The sequence below is a fragment of the Burkholderia sp. Tr-20390 genome (genome assembly GCF_017104595.1).
Lineage (GTDB): Bacteria > Pseudomonadota > Gammaproteobacteria > Burkholderiales > Burkholderiaceae > Burkholderia.
The window spans coordinates 17172-31787 of sequence record NZ_JAAGPC010000062.1; the positions used below are offsets into that span (position 1 = coordinate 17172).

Here is a 14616-nt window from a genome sequence, read left to right on the forward strand (position 1 = left end):
GCCCGCGAGCGGCCGGAGCGGTGCGGTGAGCGTTCGCTGGCCCGGCAGTGCGATGCGACAGCTTGGGAGTGCCTGATGCGTTTCAGTTCGTACTGGCTCGATACGTCGGAGCCATTCGTGAGCCACTCGCCGGAATTGTCCGACGGCAGTTGCGACGTCGTGGTGGTGGGCGGCGGGATCACCGGTTCGGCCGCCGCGCTGGCGCTGGCCAAGAAGGGCGCGCGCGTGGTCGTCTGCGAGGCGGGCACCGTCGGCCAGGCGGCATCGGGACGCAACGGCGGCATGTGCAACAACGGCTTCGCGCAGGATTACGCGTCGCTGTCGCAGCGCCTCGGCACGGAACTGGCGAACCGGCTCTATCTCGCGTTCGACGCGGGCGTCGACACGGTCGAGCGGCTCGTCAAGGAAGAGTCGATCGATTGCAATTTCGCCCGCACCGGCAAGCTGAAGCTCGCGGCGAAGCCCGAGCATTACGACAAGCTCGCGCGTAGCCACGCATTGCTCGCGGCGAGCGTGGACCCCGACACGCGCCTCGTGACGAAGGCCGAACTGCGCGACGAGATCGGCTCGGATCGTTATCACGGCGGGCTGCTGTTCGGCAAGAGCGCGGGAATGCATGTCGGCCGATATGTGCACGGCCTGGCGCGCGCCGCCCAGGCGCGCGGCGCGCACATCGTCGAGCAGGCGCCGGTGCTGGGCCTTAAGCGGCAAGCGGGCGGCGCGTACGCGGTGCAAACACCGCTCGGCGAGATCCGTGCGCGTCAGGTGCTGCTCGCAAGCGGCATTTCGCACGTCGGGCCGTTCGGCTGGATTCGCCGCAGGGTCGTGCCGGTGGGCGCCTTCATTATCGTCACCGAGCCGTTGCCGCGCGAGTTGCTCGATCGCTTGCTGCCGACGCGCCGGATGGCCACCGACACGAAGAACTTCGTCAACTTCTTCCGCACGACGCCCGACGGCCGTCTGCTGTTCGGCGGGCGCGCGCGGTTCGCCACGTCGAACCCGCGCTCGGACGAAAAGAGCGGGGCGATCCTGCGGGATCAACTCGCCGCCGTGTTTCCCGAGCTGGCCCGCGTGCGCATCGACTATTGCTGGGGCGGGATGGTCGACATGACGGCCAACCGGCTGCCGCGCGCGGGCGAGCGCGACGGCGTTTACTACTCGATGGGCTATAGCGGCCACGGCACGCACATGGCCACGCTGATGGGCACGTTGATGGCCGAGATCATGGACGGACGCGCCGACCTCAATCCGTGGCAAGGCTTCGACTGGCCGGCTATTCCCGGGCATTTCGGCAAACCGTGGTTCCTGCCGTTCGTCGGCGCCTGGTATCGACTCAAGGACACGCTCCAATGAATTCCCCTGTTGTTCACCTGATGCAAGCCGGCAGGCTCGATCGCTTCTTTATCGACGGCGACTGGGTGTTGCCCGACGGCAGTGACCGGTTCGCGGTCGTCAGCCCGTCCACCGAAGACACGCTGGGCGAGATCCCGCTCGGCAGCGCACGCGACGCCGACCGCGCGGTGCAGGCCGCGCGCCGCGCGTTCGAGCGCTGGTCCGCGACTTCACCGCGGGAACGCGCCGCGTTGCTCGACCGTGTGCATGCGCTGATGCTGGAGCGTGCCGAACTGTTCGCCACGGCGCTCGCGCTGGAAATGGGCGCGCCGATCGGCTATGCCCGCGGCGCGCACGTCCCGCTCGCGGCCGAACATATCCGCGTCGCGCGCGACAACCTGGCGAACTACGCGTTCGTCAGGCAACGCGGCACGACCGCGGTCGTGCGCGAGCCGATCGGCGTATGCGCGCTGATCACGCCGTGGAACTGGCCGATCTACCAGATCACCGCGAAGGTCGGGCCGGCGCTCGCGGCAGGCTGTACGGTGGTGCTGAAGCCGAGCGAGCTGTCGCCGCTCAGCGCGCTGCTGTTCGCGGAAGTGATCGCCGATGCGGGCGTGCCTGCCGGCGTATTCAATCTCGTGAGCGGCAGCGGCGACACGGTCGGCGCCGCGCTGTCGTCGCACCCGGAGGTCGACATGGTGTCGATCACCGGATCGACGCGTGCCGGCGTGCTGGTCGCGCAGGCGGCGGCGCCGACCGTCAAGCGGGTCGCGCAGGAGCTGGGCGGCAAATCGCCGAACGTCGTGTTGCCGGATGCGGACCTGTCGCGCGCGATCGCGCCGGGCGTGGCCGCCGCGTTCCGCAACATGGGGCAGTCGTGCAGCGCGCCGACCCGCATGATCGTGCCGCGCGCCGTGCTCGGCGCGGTCGAGGAGCTGGCCGCGGCAGCAGCGCGCACGCTGGTCGTCGGTGATCCGTTCGACGAGGCCACGACGCATGGGCCGCTTGCCAACCGCGCGCAGTTCGGGCGAGTCGCGCAGATGATCGACGCGGGCATCGACGAACGCGCGAAGCTGATCGCCGGCGGCCCCGGCCGGCCCGCGGGGCTCGAGCGCGGCTTTTACGCGCGGCCGACGATTTTCTCCGACGTGCGCACCGACATGACGATCGCGCAGCAGGAGATCTTCGGCCCGGTGCTCGCGATCCTGCCTTACGACACCGTGGAAGAAGCGATCGCGATCGCGAACGACACGGTCTACGGGCTCGGCGCGCACGTGCAGGGCACCGACAAGGCGCAGGCCCGTGCGGTGGCCGCGCGTATCCGCGCAGGGCAAGTACATCTGAACTACCCGGCATGGGATCCCCAGGCGCCGTTCGGCGGATACAAGCAGTCGGGCAACGGCCGCGAGTACGGGATCGAAGGGATGGAGGAGTATATGGAGATCAAGTCGATCGTCGGCTTTTACGACTGACCCGGCCGCCGCGCGCGATCGCGCCGGCAGTACAGTTGGAAGCCCGCTACTTTCCGAAGGTGCCGAAATTGGAATTGGATAACCCTGTCATTCCCGACCCGTTGCTGCAAGCGCATCACGCGCACTGGGCGAAGCTGCGCCGCGACCTGCATGCGCATCCCGAGTTGCGATTCGAGGAACACCGGACGGCCGATGTCGTCGCGAGCGAGCTCGAAGCGCTCGGCTATGCGGTATCGCGCGGGCTGGGCGGCACGGGCGTCGTCGCGAGCCTGCCCGGCGCGGATCCGCGCCGCGGCATCGTGCTGCGCGCCGATCTGGACGCGTTGCCGATCCACGAAGCCAACGACTTCGCGCATGCATCGTGCACGCACGGGATCATGCACGCGTGCGGCCATGACGGCCACACGGTGATGCTGCTCGGTGCCGCACGCGTGCTGAAGGAACTGCCGCAGTTGCCCGGCAGCGTCCATTTCGTGTTTCAGCCGGGCGAAGAGGGCGGCGCGGGCGCGCGCAGGATGATCGACGACGGGCTGTTCGACCAGTTCCCGACGGAGGCGGTATTCGGCATGCACAACTGGCCCGGGCTGCCGGCCGGCCATTTCGGGTTGCGCACCGGGCCGATCATGGCGGCCGGCTCGCGCTTCAGGATCACGGTGACGGGCAAGGGCGCGCACGCGGCGCAGCCGCACCTGGGCATCGATCCGGTGCCGCTAGCATGCTCGATGGTGCTGCAATGTCAGACCATCGCCGCGCGGCACAAGGATCCGGTGGATCCTGCAGTCATCTCCGTCTGCATGTTCCATGCGGGCACGACGGACAACGTGATTCCGGACACCGCCGAGCTGCGCGGCACGATCCGCACGTTGTCGTCGGCGTTGCAGCAGAAGCTGCAGCGCGACGTGCGGCTCGCGTGCGAGGCGCTGGCGAGTGCCTATGGCGCGCAGGTCGACGTGGAGTTTTTCCAGTATTACCCGGCGACGGTCAACACGCCGGCCGAGACGGCGCTGTGCGAAGCGGTGATTCGCGACACGTTCGGCGACGCGCGCTTGGCCCGCGACGTGCCGCCGAACATGACGTCCGAGGACTTCGGCTTCATGCTGGAGGAGCGGCCGGGCGCTTACGTGCTGATCGGCAACGCGCAGGACGGCGCGAGCGCACCGGCGCTGCATCACCCGAAATACGACTTCAACGACGAGATCATTCCGGCCGGCGTCCGCTATTGGGTCGCGTTGGCACAGCATTACTTCACGCGATCGCGATGATGCGCGAAGCCGGCATTGAAGTCGGGCCGTGGCGCGCGACGACACTTTTATAAGAATGGCTTGATGAAACAGGAAAATGATATGAAGGATTCCGACACGATGCCGGCGCTTCGCTACCGGCGCTTCACTGCCGCGGACGTCCCCGCGGCCCATGCGCTTACCGTCGCGCTTCGCTGGCCGTTCAGGGCGGAAGACTGGCAGTTTTCCGCGGATACGTCGACCGCGTTCGCGGCCGAGGAAAACGGCGTGGTGATCGGCACGGCGATGTGCTGGAAGTACGGTGCCGATCGCGCCGCGATCGGGCATGTGATCGTGTCCGACGCGCATCAGGGGCGAGGCATCGGCCGCAAGCTGATGGAGCGGCTCATCGACGAATTGGGGCCGCGCGTCACGTTCCTGCATGCGACGCCGGCCGGTCGGCCGCTGTACGAGAAGCTGGGTTTCAACGTGTGCGGCTCGCTGGGCCAGTATCAGGGGAACGTGGTGCGGCCGGCCGACGTGGTCCTGCCCGAAGGCGTGCAGCTGCGCGCCGGAACGCCGGCCGACTGGCCGCGCCTCGTCGAGCTGGACGCGTGCGCGTCCGGCCTCCAGCGCGATGAGTTGATGTCGGCGCTGTTCCAGCGCGGTGAAAGCGTCGTGCTCGAACGCGCTGGCGAGGTGGTCGGATTCTCGGTGCTGCGGCGCTTCGGGCGCGGCGACGTGATCGGCCCGGTGGCCGCGCCGCGCGCAAGCGACGATGCGTATGCGAAGGCGCTCGTCAGTCATTGGCTGACGCAACGGGAAGGCGAATTCGTCCGCATCGACGTGCCGGACGGGACCCGTCTGCCGGACTGGCTGGCCGAACAGGGCTTGGCGCGGGTCGATACGTGTTCGAAGATGGTGCGCAACGCGCCCGCCGCAGCGCACGAAGGGCCGGCCGATCCGGCCTGCGGACAGTACGCGCTCGTCAGCCAGGCGATGTTGTAGCCCGCGGCGACGCCCGCGGGATTGCCTCGCGCGCCCGGCCCGGCGTTGCCGGGCCCAGGCGGCGATCGCTTTACTTCACCGGGGTAAGAACCGGCGCGCCCTTGTTCTTGAGCAGCATCACGACGAATTTCGCCGGCTTCGTGCTGCTGGCGTTTCGTCCGACCGTGTGCACGTCGTCCGGTCCTTCGTGGTACGTGTCGCCGGCATGGAGCGTGACCGTCTTCCCGCCGTTCAGGCCCATCACGATGCTGCCGTCGAGCACGTAGACGAAGGCGTGAGCATCGTGGCGATGCACGGGATCGACGGCGCCGGGCGGATAGTCCACGACGATCATTTCCACTTCCTTGCCCGGATACTCGGGCAACGGCTCCGTGGTCAGTTGCGTCACCGTGGCGTGCGGGGCGGCGGCGGCCGGCTGAACGGGGGCCAGGAGCGACAGCGCGAGCGGTGCAAGCGCGAGCATGAGGCGTTTCATGTCGTTACTCCAGGTTGGCCTTGTCGAGCCCGAACATCTTGTCGAACGAGCCGGGCACGACGCGGAAGGCGACGTTCAGCCGGTTCCAGCAGTTGATGGCGCCCACGAGGAAGGTGAGATCCGACAGTTCCTTCTCGGAATAGTGGCCCCGCACGCGTTCGTAGAGCTCGTCGGGCACGCCGTGCGACGGGATCTGCGTCAGCGCTTCGGTCCAGGCGAGCGCGGCGCGCTCGCGCGGCGAGAACAGCGTCGACTCGCGCCAGATCGCGACGTGATAGAGGCGCAGTTCGCGCTCGCCGTGGATCTTTGCCATCTTGGTGTGCATGTCGACGCAGAACGCGCAGCCGTTGAGCTGCGACGCGCGAATCTCGACGAGCTCGCGGATCGGCGTCTCGATCGTCGTCTTCTGAAACAGCCCGTCGAGTTCGACGAGCTTCTTGGTCAGCTCCGGCGATTGCTGGAAGTAGTTGATACGTTGCGTCATGATCGGTTCTCCTGAAATGTGGAATCGCGACTGCCGGCCCTGCATGTGGCGCCCCACGCACGGCCTGCCTGACAGCATCGTAATCGCGGGCCTCGCGGGCCAGTAGTGCCCGGCAGGTGCGCATTCTGTTGCCGCTTCGGCACCAATCCATGTCGGGGGCGCGGTCGATCTCAACCGCGGCGGGAACGCGCACGGTTCGCTACAGCGCGATGATCGTGTCGCCGCACGGCGCGCCCGCGTGTTCCCCGAGCATCGCCCTGAGATCGCGTTCGATCGTGCCGCACAGCGTCGAAATGGGCACGTCGTTCGCGCCGCCCTCGAACGGGTTCTCGGTGCTCTCGCCGACCTGGTCGAGCGAGGTGTACATCCACGACACCGCGACACTGCACGGCACCACCAGCCAGACCATGTAGCCGTGCATGAAACCGCTCACGCCGTCGTTCAGCCGGTTGAACTCGTTCAGCAGACCGAACGGCAAGGACAGGCAGAAGAATCGGACGAACAGCGAGCTGACGGTCGCGTACTGGCGCGGATACGGGAAATTCTTGAAACGCTCCGCGCGCGACTGGAGATCGGTGAAATCCCCGATCGTCTTGTGCAGGTCCATGTAGAAGCTCGTATCGAGGCGGCCGGCCGTGTGCAGCATCGCGAGCGTGCGGCGTTGCAGGCTCAGCACGAACGTCGCGATCGACGCGGACGCGCACGCCTGTGCCGCTTCGGACGGTGACAGGTACGCCGGGAGCAGTTCCCGGATGTCCTGTTCCCACTCCGGCACGCGATAGAACCGGCGGTACTCCGCGTTGTAGCGCTTGTTCGTGCTTTCCCAGACGCGCGGGCGGCGCAAGTCGTAGCGCAGCGCGGTGAGCCACGCAAGGTGGCGATGGACGAGGGTTCGCGCGATCTCTTCGTCGCCGACGAAGTCCTGCACGACCTGCCCCCAGCGACGGCTTTTGCTCAGGATACCGATCCAGATGTCCAGCGCGTCCGCGGCGCGGTTGTACGTCTGGACATTCTTGAAGCCGACGATGAACGACGTCGCGGTGCCGAGCAGCGCCACGATCGTCAGCGGGATCGACAGCCATCTGACCGAAAAGAACGTGTACAGGACGACCGGGAGGGTCCCGAAAGCGAGGAGCTCGTACACTTTCCAGCGCGTCCAGATCAGGAATTCCGCCAGCTTGTAGGATTTTCCGAGATGCATGTCTTTGGCCTCATCGAGGACTCGGCGTGTCGCGAAACGCGCAGCGGGGCGGCCACGCACGAGGCGACGGCGGCGAAGGCAGGCGGCGGGCCGGGCGGCGCCGCACGACGCACGTCGGGTCAGTCGACGACGGTCACGAGATTGACGGCGCCTTGCCTGGCCATCTTGGCGTACGGGCACAGGCGCTCCGCGGCGCGCACCCGCTCTTCGGCGATGCTGCGCTCGACGCCGGGCATCCGGACGCGAACCTCGAAGATCAACGCATGACCGCCGTCCATCGGATCACGGCCGAACGCAACCCGCACCTCCACGACGGTCTCGACCGGCGCCGTGCCGGCGCGTTGTTCGAGCAGGTTCAGCGCGCCGTGAAAGCACGCGGCGTAGCCGGCGGCGAGCAGCTGTTCGGGATTGGTGCCGCCGCCCGGGCCGCCGAGTCCGGCGGGCAGGCGCAGCTCGAGGGCAAGGCTGCCGTCGTCGGAGCGGACGACGCCCGACGCGCGGCCGTGTCCCGTCTCGCCGCCGGTCACGGTGACGCTCGTCGTATAGAGCGGCTGAAACGCGTGGCCCCGATACCGGTCGAGGAGGGAAAGCGGGGGGGCCTGGAGCTTCTTGTCGTCCATGATGCGTGCTCGAGTTCAGCGCCGCTTCGATTCCCGGTCAGTCGTGTGTCGAAGCGTGGGGCGAACGGGGCGGCGCGGCCCCGGGCAGATAGCGTCGCCAGGCACGCGTGGCGCGAACGATCGCACGAGCGTTGCGGCGATCTTCCGGTGCGGTGCGATCCCTGGCGGGTCTCCGGGAAAAGACGCCTCCATGCTAGAGGAGCACGATCGGCCACGGTATGGCCGTCCCGGGCGATTCAATGTTTCCCTTCGGGCACCAATCGGGATCGTGACGCGATGCCCGGCCGTTGCGCGCCGCGCGTCAGCGGTCCAGGCAGGCGCGCAGCGTTCGCGCGTGACGCTGCGCTTCGTCCGCGTCGACGATGTTCGCGAACCCGATGACGAGGCCGCGCGGCGTTTGCCGCGTGTGGCTGTTCGTATACCAGATCGACAGCGGCAGGACCGCCAGGCCGGCGACGCGCGCGCGGGCAGCGACGGCGACGTCGTCGACCGGTCCGTCGGGCCCGTCGGTGAACTGCACAGCGAACTGGATGCCGCCCGCCGGCAATTCGACGATCAGCCGCTCGCCGAACGCCTGCCGCAGCGCGTGCACGATCAGCATGCGGCGCTCGCCGTACAGCGCGCGCATCCGCTTCAGGTGCCGCGCGAAGTGCCCCTGCTCGATGAAGTCGGCGAGGGCGGCCTGCAGGAGGGGCGGCGAACCGGCATTCATGCTGCATGCGACGCGCTCGACGCGCTCCACCGCGCGCTCGGGCACGACCGCGTAGGCGAGCCGCAAGCCGGGATACATCGCCTTGCTGAAGGTGCTGCAATAGATCACGTGATCGCGTCGGTCAAGGCTCTTCAGCGCCGGCAGCGGACGGCCGAGATAACGAAACTCGCTGTCGTAGTCGTCCTCGACGATCCACCCCGACGTCCTGGCGGCCCAGTCCAGCAGCGCGATGCGGCGGGACAGCGACAGCGTATGCCCGAGCGGGCTCTGATGCGACGGCGTCACCAGCGCGAAGCGGGCTTGCGGATCCAGCTGCATGCCGCGCGCGACGTCGATCCCTTCGTCGTCCACCGGCACGGGGACGAGCTGCACGCCGGTCTCGGACAGGAAGCCGCGGGCGAGCAGATAGCCGGGATCCTCGAACCACACGCGGTCGTTCGCCCGTGCGAGGCTGCGCAGCATCAGTTCCAGCGTGGCGCGGTAGCCGCCGGTGACGAAGACCTGGTCCGGCACGCAGGTCACGCCGCGCGACAGCGTCAGATAGGTGGCGATGTGTTCGCGCAGCGGCCGGTAGCCGGCCGGATTCGGATAGCCGAGCAGCGCGCGTTCGCCGCTGCGTGCGCGCAGCGACACGAGCCGGTGCCAGACCTTGCGCGGAAACGCATCGAGCGCCGGTAGCCCGGGTTGCAGCGGGCTCGGCTCGCCGCTCAGCGCGACGGCGATCGGCTGCGGGCGCCGCGGCGGCTGGAGGTCGGCGGGCGGGATCGACGGGGCTGACTGGGCCAAAGGGGTCGAAGGGGCCGGCGTCGACGCCCGCGGCGGGGCCGCCGGTTCGCCGGGCCGGTTCGGCGGGGTACCGGTGCGCGGCGGCGACGCCCGGGTCAGCGAGATCGGCAAGGACGGTGAGACGAACGTGCCTGCCGCGCCGCGCATCTGCAGATAGCCCTCGTCGACCAGGATCGTGTAGGCCTGTTCGACGGTGCCGCGCGCCGTGTTCAGTTGCGTCGCCAGGCCGCGCAGCGCGGGTACGCGGTCGCCGGGGCGCAGGTGGCCGGCGGCGATCGCGGCCCGGAACCGCTCGCAAATCTGCAGATAGAGCGGCAACTGGTGCTGCCGGTCGATTTCGATGGTCAGCGGAAGAGTGGGCTCAGACATCGCGGCTTCTCAGGTAACGCATGCAGGGACAGGATCGGATCCAGCTTGGACTAGTCCGATCGCCGATTCTTGGCACTGATGGATAGGACATGATTCTTCCACAATTGCGTCACGCGTTGCGACGGACATGGCCGTCTTCTCCGGCTCCGGCACCCGTCATGCCCGGTCGCATTCCCGTCACATCCAATCGTCAGGAGATTGTGCGATGAAAATCGTTGTCATCGGTGGTTCGGGCCTGATCGGCTCACGTGTCGTCACGTTGCTCGCCGAAGCGGGTCATCAGGCGCTGGCCGCCTCGCCGAGCACCGGCGTCAATACCGTCACGGGAGAGGGCCTGGCCGAAGCATTGACGGACGCGGATGTCGTGGTGGACGTCGCGAACGCGCCGTCGTGGGAGCCGCAGGCGGTACTGGACTTCTTCCGCACGGCGGCACGCAATCTCGGCAAGGCCGAAGTGGCCGCGGGCGTGCGCCATCACGTCGCGCTGTCGATCGTCGGCTGCGACCGGATGCCGGAGAACGGCTATTTCCTGGCCAAGGTCGCGCAGGAGCAGGCGATCGAAGCGGCGGGCGTGCCGTACACGATCGTGCGCGCGACGCAATTCATGGAATTCATCGGCGGCATCGCGGACTTCAGCACGCAGGACGGCACGGTCCGCATCGGCGACGGCCTGTTCCAGCCGATCGCCGCGGAAGACGTGTCGGCGCTCGTCGCGCAGATCGCGCTCGGCGGGCCGCAGAACGGCACGGTCGAGATCGCGGGCCCGGATCGCGCGCCGTTCGCGGAGATCGTCGCGCGCTACCTGAAATCGGTCGGCGATCCGCGCGCGGTGGTGACCGACCGCGAAGCCCGCTACTACGGCGGCCGCGTCGAGGAAACCTCGCTGGTGCCGCTCGGGAATGCGCGACTCGGCCGCATCGGCCTCGACGCGTGGCTGGCGCGAGGCTGATTCGCGCTCGCACGTGTGACGGTTCGCAGGCGCCCGCGGATCGCGGGCAATCGGGATGATTGGCATGGGGGCAGCGGAAAATGAATCATTCGGAACCATCGGAGTACGGCGTGCGGCGCGACCTGGCCGGTCGCGCCAATGCCCTGTCGGCGAGCTTTGGCGCGAGTTATGCGGGCATCCTGGCATTCGTTGCCGTGGCGAGCGAGGGCAGCTTCACCAAGGCCGCCGAACGGCTCGGCGTCGGGCGGCCGGCCGTGAGCCGGAACGTCCAGAAGCTCGAGGCGCAACTGAGCACGCGGTTGTTCCAGCGAACCACGCGCACGACCGAACTGACGTGCGAGGGCCGGCGCTTCTACGAGAACTGCCATCAGGGCGTGGCGCAGATCGTGGAAGCCATGAACGACATGCTCGAGTTGCGGCAGGGGCCGCCGCGCGGCCTCATTCGCATCAGCTCGGCCGTGGGCTTCGGCAGGAAGATCGTGGCGCCGCTGCTGGCCAAATTCACGGACGCGTACCCGGACATCGACATCGACCTGCTGCTCGACGATCGGCCGATCGACCTGGTGTCCGAGCGGATCGACGTGTCGTTCCGCAACGGGCGCATCGAGGATTCCAGCATCATCGCGCGCCAATTGATTCCGATGCAGATGGCGCTCTGCGCGGCGCCGTCGTACGTGGCGGCGCACGGGCTTCCGCAGAGCCTGGAAGATCTCGACCGGCACGCGTGCATCAATTTCAGGTTCGCGAGCGGACGCCTGTTCGAATGGGAGTTCAATGTCGACGGCCGCCCGCGGAAGTACCTGCCGACCTCGCGCCTCACGTTCAACGACGCGGACCTGGTATTGCGCGCGGTGCTGAACGGAGCGGGCATTGCACAGTTGGCGGGCTACCAGATCCGCGACCATCTCGCATCGAAGGCGCTCGTCGTCGCGCTGGCGAAGCATGTGCCGGAAGATCGCGGCCACTACATCTGCTATCTGAGCCGGCAACACCTGCCGACGCGCATCCGGATCTTCGTCGATTTCATGACCGAGCAGATTCGCGCGCTCGACCTGAACTGCATGACGCAGTTCAACCGGGATCTCACGGTTGCTTCGTCGACGGGATTGGCTGCTTGAAGAATACGGGGCTTGGGGGAAGCGGGCGGTCCGCCGGCTTCCATGGACATCTTCCACTGGCCACGACTTTTTCATCGGTCGAAGCAACGACGAACCACGCAGGGCAAGTCGAGTGCGTAAGGCCGCCTGCCGAATGATCGATAACAGTGTTTTAATGAATTGGCGGTTTATTCAATATCGCGCAATTAAAGCCGAGAAAAAACCGGCTTAAATTAAAAACGAATCAGGCGTTTGATTAAAATTAAAAAACGATCAATACGGAACGTTTATTTTTCAGGTTTTTTGCGGATAAGGTTCGGTTCGGTGAAAGTGATTTGTCAGAAAACGCGGCGATTCATCATCGCGTGCCGCGGATTCATCGGGTTGCCGCTTTTGCCGATCAGTGTGCGCGACGCCGTGTCGACAGGAACCCCTGCCGGGGATCCTGCGGCAGGCCCGACACGCGCATATCCGTTCCGACATCGATGTCATGAGGGCTCATGAACAAGATCATCCGCAGATACGTTGCTTCCGTGGTGCCATGCGCGTTGACGGGCGTGGCACTGCTGGTCGCGGCGGCCGGTGCTCACGCGCACGGCCGTTTGACCGAACCGCCTTCGCGTATCGTGCTGTGCACGCAGGGGCAGAATCCGAACTGTCACGTCGACGCGTGGCATGCGAACGCGATGGAGAACGGCAAGTTCTTCCCCGCGACGCAAAGCGGCTTGTCCGATCCGTTCGCGCCGGCCGACGCGAAGAATGCCGCACCGCCGCCGGACGGCGAAATCGCCGGCGCCAGCACCAATGGCCCGCTGCCCGTGCTGAACGAGCAGTCGCCGAGCCGCTGGCAGAAGATCCCGCTGCGGCCGGGCGCGTTGCAGAATTCCAAATGGGAATTCAGCGCCGTGCACAAGACGCGTCGCTGGAACTACTTCATTACACGCGCCGACTGGAACCCGTCGGAAAAGCTGACGCGCGCGCAGTTCGAGCCCACGCCGTTCTGCACGATCCAGAATCCCGGCCAGCCTTACTGGGATCCGAACGCGAACCTGGTGCCGCAGCAGCCGACCATTCACCAATGCCGGTTGCCGGTGCGTAGCGGTTACCACGTCATCCTGGCGGTCTGGGAAGTCGCGGATACGGCGATGGCGTTCTATCAGGTCGTCGACGCGACATTCACCAACGGCGATACGACCCGCAGCCCGTTCTGATACGGCTGCGACATGGCGCGCCCGGCGATGGCCGGGCGTCATGAATGGAAGAGCGCCGCTCAGGAGCGCCGATGCGCTCGCCCGCCGACCGGGCAGTCTCCAGCCCGGCTTGCCGAAGCAGCCCCATCATTGCCTCTCCGCCCACCCGCGCGACGCCGTCTTACGGCCGGATCGCATCGCCTGAATTTCGTCGATTTGAACAATCAGTCGGATGGCTGCGAGCTATCCGTTTGAATTATCGAATCGCGACAATTGCAATATGGCGGTGCGATCACGTGAATATTTCGGGTTTCGATATTGATGGAAATAATCGATTCCAGGGTTGATGCCTGATGATTATGTAGTATAACAAATCGAAGTGCCGGCGCTGGATTGAAGGATCACTACATCGGCCGTCGAATTGTTTTCCGTCGTTGAGATAAAGACGGAATCAATATCGGAATTTGTCTTCAAGTGGCAATTTGTAAGGTTGATTTCTTTTGAATTCGACCTGGGCGGAGCTTTGTCAATCGAAAAGGGGAAACCATGAACCAGATCGGAATTGAGGGCATGAAAATGAAGAGCAACCCAACCGGATTCATGAAGCGATCGACCTTGAGGGGCGCGCTGGCGCTTCTGCTGGCAGGGTCGTTTTTCGGCGCCGGCGCTGCCGCGGCGGGTGCCTTGGGTACATCGGGTACCGGCACGGCGCCGGCATTCGTCTATAGCCCGTACAAGGACGCGACGATTTCGATGAACTGGAACACGAACGTCATCTCGACGAACGTCACGGGTCAGCTGAGCCCGGTGCTGTCGGTGCTGCCAACCGGTGTCCGCACGCTGACGCTCGCGTTCGCGACCGGTGAATGCGGTAGCGAGAACTGGGCGGGCGTCGACGGCGGCGCGATGGCGGCTGCCAATGTGCCGCTCTTCACCGCGGCCAACGTGAATTACGTGATTTCCACCGGCGGCGCGGCCGGCATGTTCACGTGCGGGACGGATGCGGGCATGGCGGCCTTCATCGATCGTTATGCATCGAGCAACCTGATCGGCATCGATTTCGATATCGAGGGCGGGCAGACGCAACAGGTGATCAACGATCTCGTCCAGCGCGTGGCCGTCGCCCAGCGGAAATATCCCGGCCTGCGCTTCAGCTTTACGCTCGCGACGCTGGCGCCTTCCCAGCAGGGCGCGAGCACGGCCAGCTCGTGGGGCGCCAGCGCCCCCGACAGCTTCAACGTGTACGGCGACTGGGTCATGCAGGCGATTCAGGCGGCCGGCCTGAAGAACTACACCATCGACCTGATGACGATGGACTACGGGTCGGCTAGCGCGGGGAACTGCGTGGTCGCGAACGGCACCTGCCAGATGGGACAGTCGGCGATCCAGGCGGCGATGAACCTGCACGATCACTGGGGCGTCCCGTACAGCCAGATCGAGCTGACGCCGATGATCGGCGGCAACGATGTGGTCGGCGAAACCTTTACGCCGGCGGACGCGGACACCGTGGCGCAGTTCGTGAAACAGAACGGTCTCGCGGGTGTCCACTTCTGGTCGTTCGACCGTGACGTCGATTGTCCGCCCGGCGCCGCATCGTCGACGTGCAATTCGATCGGCGGTGTCGGTACGCTCGGTTATACGAACCGGTTTGCCAACCGCCTGGCGCCCGGTAAATGAACGAAGCCGGGCAAGGAGGAG

General features: G+C 66.4%; 13 protein-coding genes. 8 read left to right on the top strand and 5 right to left on the bottom strand.

Annotated features, from left to right (window positions below; genetic code table 11):
* Window positions 1-75 precede the first annotated feature (75 nt).
* From G3N98_RS18615 to G3N98_RS18630, 4 genes are all read left to right on the top strand, one after another.
* Window positions 76-1353: an FAD-binding oxidoreductase gene (locus tag G3N98_RS18615; RefSeq protein WP_206148866.1), complete on the top strand. Its 1278-nt coding sequence runs from the start codon at window positions 76-78 to the stop codon at window positions 1351-1353.
* Complete coding sequence (locus G3N98_RS18620; protein WP_206148867.1) at window positions 1350-2807, top strand: aldehyde dehydrogenase family protein; 1458 nt, start codon at window positions 1350-1352, stop codon at window positions 2805-2807. The genes G3N98_RS18615 and G3N98_RS18620 overlap by 4 nt, the downstream gene beginning before the upstream one ends.
* A gap of 74 nt (window positions 2808-2881) precedes the next feature.
* Complete coding sequence (locus G3N98_RS18625) at window positions 2882-4069, top strand: M20 aminoacylase family protein (protein ID WP_206148868.1); 1188 nt, start codon at window positions 2882-2884, stop codon at window positions 4067-4069.
* Window positions 4070-4150: 81 nt separating this feature from the next.
* Window positions 4151-5035 (top strand): GNAT family N-acetyltransferase, encoded by an 885-nt coding sequence (locus G3N98_RS18630; RefSeq protein WP_241025964.1) that lies wholly within the window; start codon window positions 4151-4153, stop codon window positions 5033-5035.
* A gap of 70 nt (window positions 5036-5105) precedes the next feature.
* Here G3N98_RS18630 and G3N98_RS18635 read toward each other — a convergent pair whose 3' ends face one another.
* The 5 genes from G3N98_RS18635 to G3N98_RS18655 form a co-directional block, all read right to left on the bottom strand.
* On the bottom strand, window positions 5106-5510 hold the full coding sequence (locus G3N98_RS18635; RefSeq protein WP_089429382.1) for a cupin domain-containing protein: 405 nt from the start codon (window positions 5508-5510) through the stop codon (window positions 5106-5108).
* Window positions 5511-5514: 4 nt separating this feature from the next.
* Entirely contained in the window at window positions 5515-5994 is a 480-nt protein-coding gene (locus tag G3N98_RS18640; RefSeq protein ID WP_124615745.1) for a carboxymuconolactone decarboxylase family protein, read from the bottom strand.
* Window positions 5995-6193: 199 nt separating this feature from the next.
* The gene (locus G3N98_RS18645; protein ID WP_206148870.1) at window positions 6194-7195 is read right to left on the bottom strand and encodes a bestrophin family ion channel; all 1002 of its coding nucleotides are present in this window, start codon (window positions 7193-7195) and stop codon (window positions 6194-6196) included.
* 119 nt (window positions 7196-7314) lie between these two features.
* Complete coding sequence (locus G3N98_RS18650) at window positions 7315-7815, bottom strand: Ohr family peroxiredoxin (protein WP_206148871.1); 501 nt, start codon at window positions 7813-7815, stop codon at window positions 7315-7317.
* Between the two features lie 301 nt (window positions 7816-8116).
* Window positions 8117-9682, bottom strand: coding sequence for a PLP-dependent aminotransferase family protein (locus tag G3N98_RS18655; protein WP_206148872.1), 1566 nt, complete (start codon window positions 9680-9682; stop codon window positions 8117-8119).
* A 205-nt stretch (window positions 9683-9887) separates the two neighbouring features.
* On the opposite strand from G3N98_RS18655, the gene G3N98_RS18660 reads away from it, so the two are divergent.
* The 4 genes from G3N98_RS18660 to G3N98_RS18675 all read left to right on the top strand — a co-directional run bounded on the left by G3N98_RS18660 (window position 9888) and on the right by G3N98_RS18675 (window position 14595).
* Entirely contained in the window at window positions 9888-10631 is a 744-nt protein-coding gene (locus G3N98_RS18660; protein WP_174971198.1) for an SDR family oxidoreductase, read from the top strand.
* An 80-nt stretch (window positions 10632-10711) separates the two neighbouring features.
* Entirely contained in the window at window positions 10712-11749 is a 1038-nt protein-coding gene (locus G3N98_RS18665) for a LysR family transcriptional regulator (protein WP_175238260.1), read from the top strand.
* A 479-nt stretch (window positions 11750-12228) separates the two neighbouring features.
* The gene (locus G3N98_RS18670) at window positions 12229-12939 is read left to right on the top strand and encodes a lytic polysaccharide monooxygenase (RefSeq protein ID WP_241025965.1); all 711 of its coding nucleotides are present in this window, start codon (window positions 12229-12231) and stop codon (window positions 12937-12939) included.
* Window positions 12940-13602: 663 nt separating this feature from the next.
* A complete protein-coding gene (locus tag G3N98_RS18675) occupies window positions 13603-14595 on the top strand; it encodes a chitinase (protein WP_241025966.1) in 993 nt (330 codons plus the stop codon).
* Window positions 14596-14616 lie beyond the last annotated feature (21 nt).